Raw genomic sequence first — 17879 nt, 5'->3', positions numbered from 1 at the left:
GCAGATCGATTGTGGGTGAAAAATTCCCTGGATCCCGAAGTCGAAAAACTACGTATCCCAAAATAGGTGCGGTTTAGATAATTTTTTATAATTGAGACAGTTTTTGGAGTAACCATGTTCGTACCCTTCCCGCATCGATGACATAACGCTTGCGCCTATCTGTTCATCAAATAGATTCCCCCTTCATGCGTTCCTTTTCACGCCTCCCCCTTGAGATCCCGTTCCATCAGTTGCGAGACCACCGATCGAGGGATACGGTTTTCATGGAGAATCTCATGCACTGCCCTGGAAATGGGCATGTCGATACCGCAATCCTTCGCCAATCGGTGAACCGCCTGGGCGGTCCGCACCCCTTCGGCGACCTCGCCCGAGCCGATGCGAATCCGTTCCAGGGATTCTCCCTGTCCGATCCGGAATCCCACCGAACGGTTTCGTGACTGATCCGAGGTCGCCGTCAAGAGCAGATCGCCCAATCCCGACAGTCCGGCAAAGGTGGCGGGTTCGGCGCCGAGGTGGACCCCGAGACGGATCATTTCCGCCAATCCCCGGGTAATCAGCGCCGCACGAGCGCTGGTGCCAAACCCCAGACCGTCGCTGATCCCCGCGGCCAGGGCGATGATGTTTTTCAGGGCGCCGCCAAGTTCCAGTCCCACGACATCGGAGGTGCGGTAAATGCGAAAACGGGGGGTGGAGAAAAAGTGTTGCAGGGAACGCAGGAGGGGTTCATTCCGACCCGCCATGGCCACCGCCGTCGGCAACCCCGAAAGGACATCGTTCGCAAAGGAAGGACCAGAGAGAAAACAGGTTCGGTCCAGGGCATCGGGGCCGATGATCTGGTGATGGATTTCGGAAATCAGCATCGATGTTTCGACCTCGATCCCCTTCGAGGCGGAAACGAATACGGCATCCTTCGCGACATGATGACGCAGTGCCGACAAGGTGGCCCGGGTGAACTGCGTCGGGACGACGACCACCAGAAGGGAATTTCGCGCCGCCTCCTCAAGCCGTGTCGTCGGATGAAGATTGTCGGGAAGACGAAACCGGGAGACAAACAGGGGATTGATTCGCTGTCTTTCGATCCCCCGGGCGACTTCCTCTTCATGACACCACAGGGTGACCGATTCAACCTTGGCCGCAAGCAACGTCGCCAGGGCCGTTCCCCAGGAACCAGCGCCGATCACGGAAACATGTTGCGGATTCAAGTCGGTACAATCCATGGCCAGTCCCGGATACCCAATCAATCACCGCGGCGGTCCGGGAGAAATCATCCCCCCGGCAAAAACCTGGAAACAGCGACTCCCAGTTTTTTCTTTCGACTTCGCGTTTGTGGTAACACCCCAGGAAACCGTGGTCAAGTGTGTTCCCAATGAATCACTTGAAAAAAATGTAAGAAGTCGGTCTCAATAATCCGATAGGTAGATCAATGAACGACGCAGACCATCACCCGAGGGGAACATTGACGCACTCTCGGCATGGGCAAACAGTGCAGAGAACACATCATGACCGATCAGACCTCTTCAGGTCCATCCAAAGGGCGATGGTTGCAAACGGCATTGCTGCCAACGTTATTGACTGCCCTGATCATCGGCATCGACAATGTCGGAACCAGCCTGGCCAGTGCCTCACTATTATTTTCCGGTGCCCTCGCTCCCGGGTTGAACCTGGGTATCCAGGTACTCCTGCTCAGCTCCATGGTCATGGCGATCGGACTGCGCAGCACGCAACCCAATGGATTTGGTGTCGTGCAGGAAATGGGTATCGCAATACTCTCCGTCACGCTGGCAAACATGTCCAACCATCTGGAAAACGTCTCCGATGGCGCCCGGATCGCCACGTCCCTGGCGGTGATTGGCAGCGCATCCCTGGCCACGGGTTTGTTGATGGTCGTCGTGGGAAAATTAAAATTGGGAAGTTTCGCTCGTTATATTCCTTTTCCCGTATTTGCGGGATTCCTGGCCGGTTCGGGGTGGATGTTGATCGAAGGGGCCATTTCCCTGATTTCCGGAGAACACTCCGGCGGACTTGAATTGTTGCGGCACCTGTCAGAATGGAATATACTTGTTCACGTCATAATAACAATACTATTTGCCGTCGGCTTGACGGTCGTCTTGCAGCGCTTTTCTCATCCCATGATCATGCCTGCCTATTTGATTCTGTCTGGCGCGGTCTTTTATCTGGTTGTCTCTTTGGGCGGTTGGCGGATGGATGCGCTGCAAATGAATGGATGGCTGCCCGAACCCCTTGCCCACGCCAGCGCATCGAGCCAATGGGACTGGAGGTCCCTCCATACACAAATCGTCTGGCCGGAGGTCGCCATGGCTCTGCCAGCAGTGTTATCGATCGCCCTGCTGAATCTTCTGGACACCTTGTTCACACTGAGTGGTCTGGAACTGGCGTCGGGTCGTGAACTCGAAGCCAATACCGAACTGCAAAGAACCGGAATCGCCAACTTGTTGACATCGACGTTCGGTGGCGCGTCGGGCTACATGGATTTCAGTTATACCCAGCTTGCGGACAAGATGGGATCGACCACCCGCTGGACAGGAGTTGCCGTGGCCGGTGTCACGGCGTTCGGACTTGTGTTTGCCGAACCGCTGATCGCCGTCATGCCTGTATTTTTGTCTTCCGGCATTATTTTGTTCATGGGGATCGAAATCGTCATCGAATGGCTGATCGAGACCCGACACTCCGTACCGCGTTCCGAATGGGGCGTCATCCTGCTGGTCTTTCTTGTGATTGCCGGGGCCGGATTTCTCTATGGACTGGCCCTGGGAACAACGGTCGCCATCGTGCTGTTCGTCGTGAACTATGCCAGGCTGCCCGTCGTGCGGCGTGTGGCCACCGCGGCACAGCAACGCAGCAATGTCGACCGTTCGCTGGAAGCGACACGTTACCTTGGTCAGCATGGGGATACCGTTGTCCTGTTGTATATTCATGGCTACCTGTTCTTTGGCAGTACCGTTGCCATCGTCGATTGGGTCAAGAACAGAATCACCGCCAGAAATCAATCGCCCTTGCGCTATTTGATTCTGGATATGAAACGGGTTCAGGGGGCGGATTCATCCGCCATGGCTGTTTTCAGTAAAATTCATAACCTGGCTGAAAACAGCCGATTCCACGTTATTTTTTGCAGTGTAAGCACGCAGTTGGCAACACTTTTCCACGGCTCGGGGTTTCATTTTGAATCGGATCCGATTTTTTCCATGGAAACCGACTCCGACCATGCCCTGGAGCGCTGCGAGGAGCGCCTTCTGGAGAATGCGCAAAACCCCAGCCTCCTCAGCGCCCATATACAACACCATTTTGCAACGATCATCGGAACGCATGAACGTATTCCCGACATGGTCAAGGTTTTGGATCGATTGTCCTTCCCCCATGAAGGCGTCCTGATCCGACGTGGCGATCCTGCTGATTGCATTTATTTTTTGGAATCCGGCAACGTAAAAATATCGCTGACGCTTCCTGATGGCCGTACCTTGCGTTTACGTACCATGACCTCGGGAGCCATTGTCGGTGACGTCGGTGTTTGTCTTGGCCAGACCCGTACCGCCGATGTGATTGCCGAAGGGGAGGTCGTGGTGTACCGTCTGGATGTGCGCACCTTCGAGGCCATGGAGGAACAAGATTCCAATCTGGCCATCCTGTTTCACCGTCTGCTGGAAAGGGCATTGGCCGAGAAAATCGTCGCCATGAACGAAGCGATGAAGGCCTTGCAGAATTGAACCTTCCGAAAAAAGATTCATCCTCGTTCACGGGTCCCGGCACAGTTCGCGAATCGGCCAACGGGGCCGTGCATCCAGAGTCATCCACGAGTGGCCGGGCAGTCTCCGTCGCAACGCCACCCATCCCGCAAGAGCGATCATGGCCGCGTTGTCGGTACAGTACGCCAAGGGAGGAAAATGAAGGACCAATCCTTCCCGCGCGCCCTCCCGCCGCAACCGTTCACGCAACCCCTGATTGGCCCCCACCCCGCCGGCGACCAACAGACGCCGACACCCCACATGACGACAGGCCCGAAGCGCCTTGAACGTCAGGGTATCGATGATCGCCTCCTGATAGGAAGCGGCGACATCCGCAACCGACCTCCGAGGCGCCATCCCCGCCGCCTGCCGCGCCAGTTCATGCTTCAAAGCGGTCTTGAGCCCCGAAAAGGAAAAATCGAATTGATCCTTGTCCAACAAAATACGTGGAAAAGCAACCCCGCGACAATCCCCCTCCCGGGCGACCTGCTCGATGGCCGGTCCTCCCGGATATCCCAACCCCAACAATCGCGCCCCCTTGTCGAACGCCTCCCCGACCGCATCATCGCGCGTCGCCCCCAGAAATCCATAGTCCCCCACCCCCCGGACATGCAACAGGATCGTATGACCACCCGAGACCAACAGTGCCACAAACGGAAAATCAAGTGGTTCCGCACCCGCCGGGGCCAGAAAGGGACTGAGCAGATGTCCTTCCATGTGGTGAACCCCCACCAGCGGAATTCCCGCCGCCAGGGCCACCCCCTTGGCGATGGCCAGGCCCACCAGAAGACCGCCGATCAATCCCGGACCCTGAGTCACGGCGACGGCATCGAGTTCTCCGGGAGCGACCCCCGCCTGTTCCAGCGTTCGGGCGATGACCGGACCAAAGTGGCGAATGTGGGCACGACTGGCCAGTTCCGGCACCACGCCACCATGGCGGGCATGTTCTTCCAGTTGACTCAAAACCACCCCTGCCCGAACCCGTGCGTCCCCAAGAGACGAAGAATCCTCGCCGATTTCGACAATCGCCGCCGCCGTCTCGTCGCAACTGGACTCCAACCCCAAGATGATCATCCCCTTGTCCCCGGTCCCTTCCATGTCTATCCTGCCTCCACTCGTGGCAGTATCGTCCGATCCGCCATGCCTTCTTGTTTAGATACGTTGTGGGAGAAAAGATCCATGGTCCCAAGAATCGTCACCATCGGTACCCGGGCCAGCCCCCTGGCACTGTGGCAGGCCCGATGGGTAAAATCCAGGATCGAGACATTGCACGAATCCGTCCAGGTCGAATTGATCCCCATCAAGACCCGCGGGGACAAGATCCTTGATGTCCCCCTGGCCAAGGTCGGAGGAAAGGGACTTTTCGTCAAGGAATTGGAAGAGGCCCTTCTGGATGGCCGTTGCGACCTGGCGGTCCATTCCATGAAGGATGTACCCGTCGATTTTCCCGAAGGATTGATGCTCGGACCCGTTCTCCCCCGGGAAGACCCGCGTGACGCCCTTCTGTCGCTTTCCTGGCCGGGATTGGCCCATCTGCCCCACGGGGCGCGGGTGGGGTCCTCCTCGCTCCGCCGCCAAAGCCAGTTGCTGGCCCTCCGTCCCGACCTTGACATTCGCTCGTTGCGTGGCAACGTCCACACCCGGATCAATCGGCTGATCGAGGGTCATTTCGATGCGATCATTCTGGCGGCAGCCGGGGTCAAAAGGCTCGAAGCGACGGCCCACGTCGTGGAATATCTCGATATGGAACGCATGCTTCCCGCCAACGGGCAGGGAGCGGTCGGAATCGAACTGCGCACCGACGATCCCGATATCCGCGCCCTGGTTCAACCCCTCGATGACCCTGACACCCGTTTTTGTGTCCTGGCGGAACGATCCTTTCTCAAAACCCTGGAGGGGGGATGTCAAACCCCCATCGCCGGTCACGCCATCATGAAAGGACATGCACTGACCCTCCGTGGCCGAGTCTCGTCGCTGGATGGTCGGACCCGATTCGACGATTTCCTGGAAGGTCCCCCGGAACAGGCCGAGGAGATTGGCGTCACCCTGGCCCGACGCATCCTGGACTCGGGGGCGGACCGACTCCTGGCCGAACTGTTGGCCGCCGCAATCATAAATTTTGGGGGGGGAACATGAATCATTGCGAATTCACGTTCCCTGGCATCCATGCCCCCGCCCCCCCCGACAAAGCCCCCCTCCCTCTGGAAGGACGTCGCATACTGCTCACCCGCCCCCAGCCGGAAGCCGAGTCCACCGCCCGCCGTCTTGAAGAACTCGGTGCCCTGGTCCTGCGGTCACCAGTGCTTTGCCATCAGCCCCCCGACGATCCGCACCCCTTTCTCGAAGCCCTGTCCCATCCCGAACGCTACCAGGGCATCATTTTCACCAGCGTCCATGCCGTTCGCGCCGTTCTCGACACCCCCTGCCCCCACGATCGCCTGCCCCGCGTCCACGCCGTCGGCAACCGAACCGCCGCCCTGCTGCGACAGGCCAACCTTCACCCCATCGTCCCCAAACATCCCCGGGGAGGAGAAGAATTGGCGCGGGAACTGATCAAAACCAGTGCTCCGGGAGACCGGTTCCTGTTTCCCCGCGCCCAGGAAGGACGGGAAGAACTGGTCACGGCGCTGCGTGAAGCGGGACGGACCGTGGATCTGGTCGCCGCCTACGCCATGGCGGCGATCCCACACCTTGATCATGAAATTCTGGAACGTCTCGACCGCCGCCACATCGATGCCATCCCCTTCTTCAGCGGTCGGACGGCGCAAGTCTTCCTCGAACTTCTCCCGGAACCAAACCGCCTGTCCCGACTCGAACGACCGCTCCTTGCCGCCCTGTCGCCAACTACCGCCGACGCGATGACGAAGGCCGGCATGCGCGTCGATCGAATCTGCCACCGACCCGACCTCGACAGCATGATCCAAACCCTGATCGAAGCCCTGCCACCACCAATCCCCTGAACCGATGGTCATCGATCCGGCCCAGGTCACCGATGCAAGCGGTGCGGAGTGCGGCCATTTTCACCCCACCAAACGTCCCTCCACGTTGGCAGCGATGTTTTTCTCCAGTCTGGATGCCGGGATGGTCAATTCCAATCCGCGGCAAACCAACTCGGGTACCTTATGCAGTTGATCATCATTGGTCAGCAATACCGCGCCATGGATGGTAGCGCTGGCGGCAATGTTTCTTCAATAATCCCTTATGCAAATCGATGACGACATTGGTGTCGAGCAGGAAGTTCAGCAATCCCATGGCCGATCCCATTCATTGCGCTGTTGCCGTTGCCAAGCCACGGGATCGTCCATGGGCCAGTCGATGGTTCCGGCAAAAGCCATCAACCGTTGCGAATCATCCTGGTCAGGCTCTGTCCTCTCGACGGGTTCCGACAACAACACGATGATTTTGGCCCTGCGTCCGAAAGCCGCATGGAACGCTTCCGGCAGTTTGCCATCGGCGGGCAGGACAACTTCTTCTTCTATGGCGTGCAACATGGATTTCTCCTTTCCTGCCTGATTCATCTGGTTACTCCCGGCAGAATACCTCGTCCCACGTCCCCAGGCACGGGAACGTGGAATGGGCAGCACCTCATTGCGTCCCGCACCAATCCCCGGTCTTTCGCCCGCCATCGCAGGGCACTGCCAGACATTCCAGATCAGCACCTCCCCTGCGTCCACCCCGTCCGCGACGATCACCTGCATCACCACGAGCCAAGGAGACGACGGTCCGTTCATCGTCCGGGGCCAAACTGCCGCCACCGGCAGGGTCGGGGAGCGGGCTTCGTCCATGACGACGCTCCAGGATGGGAGGCGTTGGGAGCAAATAGACCTGTATCGCGGTGAATTTCTATTGACTCCGAAGGGGTAAACCACAAAAATTGATTCTGGGATCTGTCACGTCTTCAACGAATCGGACACCCGACGGCGTCATGGAACGGGTCCGTCGATCCCAAACCCAGGTTCCCCTCGTCCTTCTTTGGAGACCCCCATGGACACAAAAGACAAGCTGGTCGTCAAAGTTGACAAGGATCTTGAAGACATTACCCCAGGTTATCTGGAAAACAGAAGAAAAGATCTGGCAGCCTTGCCCCTGGCCCTGGCCGAAAACCAGTTCGAGGCCATCAAAATGATCGGCCACCGCATGAAGGGTTCGGGAGCCGGCTATGGGTTCCAGGCCATTTCCGATCTCGGTACCCGTATCGAACGGGCGGCCAATAGTCAGGATCAGGATGAAATTCGCGCCTGTGTGACGCAACTTGAGGATTATTTGAGCCGCATCGAAGTGGAATACCAATGAACCGGTTACCCGACGCAAACCATTCCTTCCTCCAACCGTCCATCCCGTCGTCGAGGCGCTGTCATGGCGGCATCTGACCACATCCTCGTCATCGATGACGATCCCGATATCTGCAAACTGGTCGGTGATTTTTTTCAGAAAAACGGTTTCCAGGTCACCATCGCCAACAACGGCAAGGGACTCCAGGATGCCCTGGAACGGATGAAGATCGACCTGATCGTCCTGGACCTGATGCTGCCCGACGAGGATGGCTTGGTGGTGTGCCGCAATCTGCGCTCGCGCTCCAACATACCGGTGATCATCCTGAGCGCTCGGGGCGAAGAGATGGATCGAATCATCGGTCTGGAGATGGGGGCGGATGATTATCTGCCCAAACCGTTTCATCCACGGGAACTGCTCGCCCGCGTCAAGAGCGTGCTGCGTCGCGCCCGGGCAGTGCCGGAAGACATGGCCGAAGACGATTCCAACGCCCACTACCGTTTTTCCGGCTGGCGGCTCGATGTCCCGACACGGCAACTCTACACCCCCTCGGGAGACAAGATTTTCCTGAGCGGCGGAGAATTCGCCCTGTTGCGCGTGTTTCTCAATCATCCCAACCGGGTCTTGACCCGCGATCAACTGCTGACCTTCTCCCATGGCCGGGAAATCGAACCCTACGACCGGACCATCGACATGCAGGTCAGCCGACTCAGACGCCGGCTGCGCGATGATCCCAAAAGCCCGGAACTGATCAAAACCGTCCGCAGCCTGGGTTATGTGTTTTCCACCCGCGTGGAACGGACCGATACCCAATCCTGAGCAAATTTCCCTGACGCTCTTCGAGGAGCTTGAAGACCATGGCCATGTCCCGATTTGAACAGAGCGAAAGCGAAACCGCTACCTTCGTCACCGGGACCTTTCTCGATCTCAAGGAGTTCGATTGCCTCGACGATGGACAGAAAGCCTCTGTCCGCTCCTTCATCAAGGAAACCATCCATTCGCAACTTTCCTGCTGCCGCAAAGGGTTGTGGGAGCAATTTCTCGAATGGATCCCCAATCCGCTGCGCCGCACGGCCCAGCGTCACATCCATCCGGTGGTCCCGGGGGAAAAGACGCATGGCGACCCCTTGCCCGAAAGCATTCGCCACGAACTTGAAATACTCGACGAACTGGCATGGCTTCTGACCTGGAAATCAAGAAAAAGCCATCCCGAAACCACCACGGAAGAAGGGCATCCCCCGGAACATCCCGATCTTGGCCGGGCACTGCGGATCCGGGAGCGGGTTCTTCCCCTTCTCGAAGAAAAAATCGCCCGGGTCGAAAAATCGGCCCAGGCAAACGATTCTTGAAAAGCACGGTCATCGAACGGGGATCACCGGTTCTCATCCATTGCCCCCGGAACATCCAACCACAAGGTCACCGGACCATCATTGACAAGATGGACCTGCATGTCGGCGCCGAATTGTCCCGTAGCGACGGCAAGGCTTCGTTGCCGAAGTTTGTCGCAAAAACGCTCCACGAATTCCCGTGCCATGCGTGGTTCGGCGGCCCGACCGAAAGAAGGACGATGTCCCTTTTCCATGTCGGCTGCCAAGGTGAATTGGGAAACCACCAGGACAGCCCCACCGACATCCTGAAGCGACAGGTTCATTTTTCCCGCCGCATCGGGAAAAATCCGCAGCCCCGCCACCTTTGCCGTCATTTTTTCAAGTTGCTCCCCGCCATCACCACGCATGATCGCCAAAAAAACGAGTAGCCCCCGATCGATCCGACCAACCGTCTGCCCCGCCACCATCACGGTGGCCTGTGATACCCGTTGCACCAACGCCCGCATGAGTTTCTCCCCGATGTCCACGGCCCGGTCTTGAGCCAAGGTTTGATATTATTTCTGGTTCGATAATTGCATATCCGGCCCCATGCACTGACCTGTACCCTACCGACAGCGCCGAGAACCCGATCCATGAAAAAACTGGTCCCTCTTTTTGGAATTCTGCTCGCATGTTTTTCGTTCGTGGTCCATTCGAGTGCCCTGACGCTGAGTTCCCTGTCGGGCCAGTCCATCAATGCGATTTCGGATCCAAGGATGCTGCAATCACTCCAGGAAAAATCGACGAAGAATGCCTCGAAGCGGCAAGGCCAGTCGATCAAACAGGAGCGCGGATCACGCATGGATCCTGCCACAGAGAAAGAAAACGCGGACGGGGAAGGGGAAAATCTTTTTTTCCAGGAAGAAAAAAAGCCGCCCTTCTATTCCCGGACCTATCCCGAGGACCTGCCGCTCTTTGGCCAGGACCTTTTCGACAAGCCGCATCGGGGACCGATTTCCGAACTGACGACGACGGTTCCGGGAGATTATGTCCTGGGTCCCGGCGATGAATTTCTGGTGCTGTTCACAGGCAAGGAGTTCAGGGAGGTCAGCCTTGTCATCGACGGCGAGGGGATGGTCACCATCCCCGACATGGGGACGATGCCCGCGGCGGGATTGCGTTTCAACGAGTTCAAGAGCATGCTGGCCAGCCGCACGCGGCAGAAGATGATCGGCTACGAATTGAGCCATGTGGCCCTCTCCGCCCTGCGCACCATCCGGGTATTCCTGCTGGGCAACGTCAAGACCCCCGGTACCCATCATATTCCCGCACTGACTTCATTGATGCAACTGTTGCTGGAAACGGGCGGGATTCTCCCGGTCGGGTCCTTGAGGACGGTGCAGGTCAAGAGAAGCGGCGCCGCGGAAAAGACCATCGACCTGTACAATGTATTGCTGGAAGGACGCAACGATGGCGAATTTCGTCTTCAGGACGGAGATACCATCTTTGTCCCGACCATCGGCGACACCATTGCCCTGACCGGTACCGTCAAAAAGCCCGCCGTCTATGAAATCGCCCGGGAAAACACCATCGAGAGGGTCGCGCAACTGGCGGGAGGGCTGTTGCCCAACGCGCAGTTGATCAAAATCGAGCGGATCGACAAGGGGAAAAACCGCATCGTCATCGATCTTGATCTCCAACATGAAGCCAGCCTGAAAACCCCGATCCAATCGGGTGACATCATCCATGTCCTTCCCGCCTCCGACGCCAGAAGGCAGACCGTGCGCCTGTCGGGATATGTCGAACGGGGCGGGGTATTCCAATGGCGCAAGGGGATGAAACTGACCGACATCATCACCGGTCCCGAAATGTTGCTCCCCCAGACCGATCTGTCCCATCTTCTGGTCATCCGCACCAACGCCAGGAACCGCAAGATCGAACCGATTTCGGTCAATCTGGAACGGGCCTTCGCGGAGCGTTCCTCCGCCGACAATCCAACCCTGCAACCCAACGACGAGATCCAACTGTTCAGCACCGGAGGAGATCATTCGAAAAACGTCCAGACGGTGGTCGAAAAATTGCGCCATCAGGGACGATACAAGGATATCGACAAACTGGTGACGGTCACCGGGAACATACGTTATCCCGGTGAATATCCCTATGTGCGGAACATGGACCTGCAACAATTGCTCGCCGCCGCCGGGGACATCCGCGCCAACACCGACATGGATTATTGTCTTATCATCCGTTCCGACCAACTCGGGCGCATTCATCCCTTTTCGGTACGTTTGAGCGAAGTCTTCGGCCTGGAAGGAAAAAAACGAAGCGTTTCTCTGAATCCAAAGGATCAGGTCCTTGTCTTCAGTCTCGATGAAAGAATCCGGGGCAAAAAGACCGACAAAGCGAATACAGCGGACAAGCCGCCGGAAAATGACAAGGACAAGGGAATTGCGAACCAGTTTACGGGTACTTCCCGTGAAAACCTTAACGCCGGACTCGGGAAAAAGGCGGATGGAACCGTCGATCCATTTTCACTCGAAGCCTTGAAGGCGGTCACCAACCCCGCCAAAACCGATGCACAACCTCCCCAGGATGGGGAAACGGGGAGCGAAAAGGGACAGAGGGATGGCAAGCCTTCCGAAAAAGACATCGCCCTGGAAAACGAGGAAATGGAAAATGTGCTGGTCGGATTTCTTCTCGAACACGGCACCTCCGAAACGATCGAGGGTGGCACCCGGGACGCTTATTTGAATCAACTGGTCGATCCGGTTCTGCATGAAAACCAGGCCCGTCTGTTGCAACTGTTGCGCAAGAAAAGGGAACTGCGGCAACTGGTCCGGGAAGAACTCCAGCCGAACAAGGATCAACCGGTCCTGGGACGTCAGTCGCTGTTGCAACCGGTTCTGGAAAAACTTCAGGAACAGGCGACCCGGGACACCCCGGCCCAGATCATCCAGATCGGTGGCGCCATCCGTTATGCCGGAAAGTATCCCCTGGAGCCGGGGATGCGCATCAGCAATCTTCTTTTGGCCGGAGGTGGACTGTCCGAACCGGCCTATCATCTGGAAGCGGAAATCTCTCATTTTGAAATCGACGAACATCATTCCACAAGGATGCATCATTCCACCATCGACCTGTTCAAGATCACCCAGGGAGATCCCTCCAGCGACCAGTTGCTCAAACCTTACGACATCGTGATCATCAAACAAAACCCGAAATGGGCCGACATCAGTTCGGTAGCGCTGGAAGGCAACGTCCGTTTTCCCGGGGTCTACCCGATCCAACCGGGAGAAAAACTGACCCAGGTTCTTGAACGGGCGGGCGGATTGACCGATCTGGCCTATCCCGAAGCGGCGGTGTTCACGCGCAAAAAGCTCATGGAAAAGGAAAAGCGGGAGAACGAAAATCTTGTCGCGCGCATGGAAACCCACCTGATTCAAACCCAATACAACAAGCAGGCGGAAAGTGCCCAGGATGCCGGCAAACCGTCCGCCAACAGCATCATGGTCCAGGAACTCATTTCCAAACTGAAAAACACCAAACCGGTAGGCCGACTGGCGATCAATCTCAAGGAAATCCTCGACAACCCCGGGGGACCCTATGATCTTATGCTCCAGGATGGCGATCATCTGGTCATACCGCAGCGTTCCGACGAAGTGACGGTCATGGGAGAAGTCTATTTTCCGACCTCGCACCAGTTCATCACCAGCAACGATCTTGAATCCTATATCCAGGCGAGCGGCGGTTATACCGGCAATGCCGACGATGACCGGGTCTATGTCGTCCGTGCCGACGGGCGTGTCACCTCCAAGAAACAAGCGACCGGATTTCCGGGAACGGGATGGTTCACCAGCCGCAACGCCATCACCATCGGACCCGGCGATACCGTCGTCGTTCCCATGGATGTGGAAAAAGTCGCTCCCATGGTTTTGTGGAAGGACATCACCCAGATTTTCTACAATCTTGCCGTCACCACCACGGCTCTGAAAACCGCCGGCGCGTTCTGATCATTTCTTTCGGAGTTGGGTCGCCTCCTCTGGCAAACAGGAGGATGACCCGATCCTGTATTCCACGGTACCGGCATCCGGGTCGTCGGTACCGTGGGATGTCGCATACCGTTGACCCGCGCACCACTTGACCCGTACTGTAGTCCTTGTACAGGAGGTGTGCCATGCAGGTCATTTCTTACACTGTAGCACGAAAAAATCTGAAATCGGTCTTGGACCGTGTGGTGAATGACGCCGACACTGCCGTGATCACCCGCCGCAACGGCGAGGATGTGGTCGTGATGTCCAAGACCGACGATGACGGCATGATGGAAACGCTCCATCTGCTGGGTTCCTGGTCCAACCGGGAGCACCTGGACCGGTCCATTCGCGAATATCGGGCTGGGAAAACGAGTCACCGGGATCTGGTGGAATGATTCTCGCCTGGACCGGAAAAGCCTGTCGGAAAACCATGCGCTGGAAAAATTCACCCCCTTCCACGAACCACAACTGTTTGTGCTATCATGTTTGGATCTGAAATTCATTAACAGATTCAACACCGGCAAATCCGGAAAAAATGGAACGGCCCCCCATGAACACCCACTGGTCAGAAGAAGACGCCCGGGAAGTTTTGCGGCGTCATGGTCCGAGTTTTGGAGAAAAACGGGCATTGCGCACGTATACCAGCCGACTCCTGGGACAAAATCCCCGGCTGGTAGTGCATGGCGGAGGCAACACCTCGGTCAAGGATCAGGTGACCGACCTTTCGGGAAGACCGGTTGCGGCGGTATTCGTCAAGGGATCGGGAATCGATCTGGCCACCATCACGCCGGAACAGCACGTCGGCCTCGATTTAAATTTTCTTTTGCCCCTGCGCCACGTTCCATCCCTTTCCGCAAGCGCCATGGTCAATCAACTGCGACGGGCCCTGTTCGATGTCACCGCCCCGACTCCGTCGATCGAGGCGTTGATGCACGCCTTCCTGCCGCATGCCTTCATCGATCATACCCATCCCGATGTCATTCTCGCCCTCGGCAATCAACCCGACGGAGAGGAACGGTTGCGCGCGGCCCTTGGAGACGAGGTCATTTTCCTGGAATACATCCACCCCGGATTTGAACTGGCCCAGGCCGTCGTCCAGGCCTGGGAACGTCGGCCCGAGGCCCTCGGGATGGTCCTCGGGCGTCATGGCCTGATCACCTGGGGCGATTCGGCGCGTCAATCGTTGGAGGCCACCGTGGAACTGGTGCATCGCGCCGACCTGGCCCTCGGCAAGGCGGTCAACAATCCACGGACACCTGGGAATTTTTCTCACGTTTCCGCAAGCGCCCATGCCATCGCCTCCTGGTCCGCCCTGGCCCCGGAAGTCCGTGGCGCCCTGGCGGTGCCGACCGGGGATCCGGATCATCCGTACAGGCGCTTCATCCTGTCCCCCCTGAACGATGACGAAACCCTGGCCCTGTTGCAGCGCCCCGATGCCGCCCGCCAGTTCGTCAATGCCCCTCTGACCTCCGACCACATCATCCGCTGCAAGCCCTGGCCCCTGTGGATCGACGATCCGGCACGCATTCGGGAAGCGGTGCAACGGTACCGGGAGGATTATCAAGGATACCTTGACCGCCATGCGGCACTGTTTGATGAGAACATTCAACCCCTCGACGGGTCGCCGCGTGTCGTCCTGATCCCCGGCGCGGGTGGATTCATCGCCGGAGAAAATGCCCGACTGGCCGGGATCGCCCGTGACATCACGCGGCAAACCCTTCGCGTCAAGGCCGACATCGCCGACATGGGGCATTTTCAGGGACTTCCGGAACGGCATCTGTTCGCGATGGAATATTTTCCACTGCAACAGGCCAAGCTCACCCGCCATTCCGTGCCACCGCTCGAAGGTTCGGTGGCTCTGATCACGGGGGCGGCAGGGGCGATCGGTTCCGGGATCTGTCGCCGTCTGATCCGGGAGGGGGCCCACGTCGCCGCCACCGATCTTGCCGGAACGCCACTGGACGGGTTGGTCGCGGAACTTGAAACCATCGACAGGAATCGCATCATTGGAGTTGCCATGGATGTCACCGACGAAAATTCGGTTGCCATGGGTTTGCGTCAGGTCATCGCCACCTGGGGCGGCATCGATCTGGTGATCGTGAACGCGGGACTGGCCCACGTTTCCCCCCTTGCCACGATGGAACTTGAAAAATTCCGTAAACTCAACCAGGTCAATGTCGAAGGGACGCTGCATCTTCTGTCCCACGCGGCCAGGTTGTTCGCGCGTCAGGGGACAGGGGGAGACATCGTGGTGATTTCGACCAAGAACGTGTTCGCCCCCGGCGCCAGTTTTGGCGCCTACAGTGCCACCAAGGCCGCCTCCCATCAGTTGGCGCGCATCGCCAGCCTGGAGTTGGCATCGATGGATGTCCGGGTCAACATGGTCGCTCCCGACGCGGTCTTTTCCGATGGAGGGCGCAAGTCGGGTCTTTGGGCCGAGGTCGGTCCCGACCGGATGCGCGCGCGGGGGTTGGACGAACAAGGGTTGGAGCTTTATTATCGCAACCGCAATCTGCTCAAGGTGGCGGTCACGGCGGATCATGTCGCCAATGCGGTCCTGTTTTTCGCGACACGGCAAACACCGACGACCGGGGCGACAATCCCTGTCGATGGTGGACTTCCCGATGCGACCCCAAGGTGAAGGGACTCGTGGAAAAACAAAATCAATATCAAAATCCTGGGGGCAATCCCCCAGCCCCCTTTTTTCTTTCAATAATTAAAAAGATGTCGGACTGCCATGCATGCACCACTCCGCGACAAGAAACGGATTCCGGATGAATTCCTGTTCCAGAACCTGACCTCCTTTGGCGAACTCGAAAAACGCCTCCTCGCGCTCGACGAACCCGAACGACAAAAAAAAGCCTTCGCCCTGTTTGCCGAAGGATTCCTGACCCTCCGTCCCCTCCCCAGGGCCCAGGAGGTCCTTCCGATCGCACACCTGAACGACCTGCACTATCACCGCCGCGCCCTCCCCCATCCCCTGCCCGGAGCGGATGGATTTCTCTTTCTGGCGGACCACGGTTGCCATCCCTACCACCTTCTCTTTCATCCCCCCCCCCCCCCCCCCCCCCTGGGGACAAGGAATGGGCCGACTTCGAACCCCTGATCCGGCAAAGCCCCTGGCCCCTCCTGTTCACCAATCTGCGCCATCTTCCCGGGGAATGGCTGGGAAAGGATGGCTATCAGCACGTCACCGGCGGGGAGCTCGATGAACTGTCCCCCACCTGGTTCGTCCACTTTCACCAATGGCTGTCGGGCATGACGTCGCAACGACGCCCCTCGATCCCATCCCCCTCCATGAGCAACCTCATCCACCGGTTGCGCACCCTGCCTCCAGGGACGACAACCCTCATCGCCGCCGACGGAGCCGAACGGGCGGAATTGATGTTTCATCTGGCCACCCTCCCCGGTCAACGGCGCCTGACCCTGATTCTTGCCGCGGAATCGGGGCGGATCATCGATTGGACGCACCATTGGCGCCAACGGTATTGCCCGACAGGACTCTCCTGCCTCTGGGTCGTCACGGGCAGGGAACGCGAGCGACTCGAATACAAACGTCCGGCGGAGATGGCGTTTATCCGCACCAGCGACATCCCGGTCATCCGTCATTTTCTCGGCCAACGCGATGGCCACCCCCGGGTCCTGTTTGCCACCTTTGCGGCGATTCCCCTGATTCGACAGGCCCAATGGGGACTCGGCCCCCTTGAATCACTCCTCATCCCCGACACCCACCTCCTGCCGAAATCACAAGGACCCGATCCCCTCCCCATGGCCCGCCACCAACTTTGTTTTACCGATATTCCCCGCCGGACCCACCCGACGAAAAAAGACCGCCAGGACCAACCGGAACTTGTTTTTTCGCTTGTTGACACCCCCAGTCACACACCGCCCCTCCACCTTGCCACCCTCATTCCATCCCGTGAACGTCTTTTTGTCCGGGAAAGGAAACTGCTTCTGGTCGCCGTCCCCCCATCCCTTCTCGAACGACCCCAGGCCCTCCTGTCCCATGTCCTGTCCGTCTGCCTGCGGGAATACCCTGGTTTGAAGTATGCACGGACCACCCAGGAAGGAGACCTCGGCGACCGGGTGACACTCCCTGAGACAGGCGACATACCCATTATTTCCCTGACACCGGACACCGATGCCTTGACGGCGCACGAACGGCTGCACACCTGTTTCCGCCAGGAACGGGCCATTCTCGCGACGCCGGCCCTTCCGGCGGCGGTCAAAAGCCATGCCCTGGTCGAGCTGACCCTTCTGCCCGCCCAACCGGGAGGAGAATCCGATCCATGGTGGCACGAACACTTCACCACGACCGGTCGTCCAAACGGCGCGTACCCTCTTGGACTGGTGGCGCTGCCCTTCGCCTGGAACGCCACCCATCCCGACAGCCCCCCCGAGGCCCCCCCCCCCCCCCCCTGGCCCGCCCGACAAAACCCGGGCGGCCCCCCGGGCGGGTTCCCCCCAGGGGTGGGAAGGGGGGCGGGGGGAAGGGGGCGGGGCCGGGCCCGGGAAACCGCCGGGCCCGGGCC

The 17879-nt window shown here is 58.4% G+C and carries 15 protein-coding genes; 11 read left to right on the top strand and 4 right to left on the bottom strand.

Annotated features, from left to right (window positions below; genetic code table 11):
* Positions 1-197 precede the first annotated feature (197 nt).
* The gene (locus HQL76_16780; protein MBF0110823.1) at positions 198-1217 is read right to left on the bottom strand and encodes an NAD(P)-dependent glycerol-3-phosphate dehydrogenase; all 1020 of its coding nucleotides are present in this window, start codon (positions 1215-1217) and stop codon (positions 198-200) included.
* 282 nt (positions 1218-1499) lie between these two features.
* On the opposite strand from HQL76_16780, the gene HQL76_16775 reads away from it, so the two are divergent.
* On the top strand, positions 1500-3722 hold the full coding sequence (locus HQL76_16775) for a cyclic nucleotide-binding domain-containing protein (protein MBF0110822.1): 2223 nt from the start codon (positions 1500-1502) through the stop codon (positions 3720-3722).
* Positions 3723-3749: 27 nt separating this feature from the next.
* Here HQL76_16775 and tsaD read toward each other — a convergent pair whose 3' ends face one another.
* Complete coding sequence (gene tsaD, locus HQL76_16770) at positions 3750-4814, bottom strand: tRNA (adenosine(37)-N6)-threonylcarbamoyltransferase complex transferase subunit TsaD (protein ID MBF0110821.1); 1065 nt, start codon at positions 4812-4814, stop codon at positions 3750-3752.
* A gap of 105 nt (positions 4815-4919) precedes the next feature.
* On the opposite strand from tsaD, the gene hemC reads away from it, so the two are divergent.
* Positions 4920-5876, top strand: coding sequence for a hydroxymethylbilane synthase (gene hemC / locus HQL76_16765; GenBank protein MBF0110820.1), 957 nt, complete (start codon positions 4920-4922; stop codon positions 5874-5876).
* Positions 5873-6700 (top strand): uroporphyrinogen-III synthase, encoded by an 828-nt coding sequence (locus HQL76_16760; GenBank protein ID MBF0110819.1) that lies wholly within the window; start codon positions 5873-5875, stop codon positions 6698-6700. Before hemC ends, HQL76_16760 begins: the two co-directional genes overlap by 4 nt.
* Before the next feature lie 279 nt (positions 6701-6979).
* Here HQL76_16760 and HQL76_16755 read toward each other — a convergent pair whose 3' ends face one another.
* Entirely contained in the window at positions 6980-7525 is a 546-nt protein-coding gene (locus HQL76_16755; protein MBF0110818.1) for a hypothetical protein, read from the bottom strand.
* A 199-nt stretch (positions 7526-7724) separates the two neighbouring features.
* Here HQL76_16755 and HQL76_16750 point away from each other — a divergent pair, with 199 nt between their 5' ends.
* The 3 genes from HQL76_16750 to HQL76_16740 all read left to right on the top strand — a co-directional run bounded on the left by HQL76_16750 (position 7725) and on the right by HQL76_16740 (position 9361).
* The gene (locus HQL76_16750) at positions 7725-8033 is read left to right on the top strand and encodes an Hpt domain-containing protein (GenBank protein ID MBF0110817.1); all 309 of its coding nucleotides are present in this window, start codon (positions 7725-7727) and stop codon (positions 8031-8033) included.
* Between the two features lie 63 nt (positions 8034-8096).
* Positions 8097-8831, top strand: coding sequence for a response regulator (locus tag HQL76_16745; GenBank protein ID MBF0110816.1), 735 nt, complete (start codon positions 8097-8099; stop codon positions 8829-8831).
* 38 nt (positions 8832-8869) lie between these two features.
* Complete coding sequence (locus HQL76_16740) at positions 8870-9361, top strand: hypothetical protein (GenBank protein ID MBF0110815.1); 492 nt, start codon at positions 8870-8872, stop codon at positions 9359-9361.
* Positions 9362-9384: 23 nt separating this feature from the next.
* Here the strand turns inward: HQL76_16740 and HQL76_16735 are convergent, their stop codons facing one another.
* The gene (locus tag HQL76_16735) at positions 9385-9846 is read right to left on the bottom strand and encodes a D-tyrosyl-tRNA(Tyr) deacylase (protein ID MBF0110814.1); all 462 of its coding nucleotides are present in this window, start codon (positions 9844-9846) and stop codon (positions 9385-9387) included.
* 126 nt (positions 9847-9972) lie between these two features.
* On the opposite strand from HQL76_16735, the gene HQL76_16730 reads away from it, so the two are divergent.
* From HQL76_16730 to HQL76_16710, 5 genes are all read left to right on the top strand, one after another.
* Entirely contained in the window at positions 9973-13326 is a 3354-nt protein-coding gene (locus HQL76_16730) for an SLBB domain-containing protein (protein ID MBF0110813.1), read from the top strand.
* 164 nt (positions 13327-13490) lie between these two features.
* A complete protein-coding gene (locus HQL76_16725) occupies positions 13491-13742 on the top strand; it encodes a type II toxin-antitoxin system prevent-host-death family antitoxin (protein ID MBF0110812.1) in 252 nt (83 codons plus the stop codon).
* Between the two features lie 155 nt (positions 13743-13897).
* A complete protein-coding gene (locus tag HQL76_16720; GenBank protein MBF0110811.1) occupies positions 13898-15988 on the top strand; it encodes a bifunctional aldolase/short-chain dehydrogenase in 2091 nt (696 codons plus the stop codon).
* Positions 15989-16084: 96 nt separating this feature from the next.
* Positions 16085-16453, top strand: a complete 369-nt coding sequence (locus HQL76_16715; GenBank protein ID MBF0110810.1) for a hypothetical protein — start codon at positions 16085-16087, stop codon at positions 16451-16453.
* Positions 16369-17879, top strand: a 1511-nt coding sequence (locus HQL76_16710; protein MBF0110809.1) for a hypothetical protein, incomplete at its 3' end; no start/stop codon positions are given. The genes HQL76_16715 and HQL76_16710, both read left to right, overlap by 85 nt.

The organism is Magnetococcales bacterium (assembly GCA_015228815.1).
GTDB lineage: Bacteria > Pseudomonadota > Magnetococcia > Magnetococcales > UBA8363 > UBA8363.
This window is presented reverse-complemented; position numbering and strand designations above follow the sequence as displayed.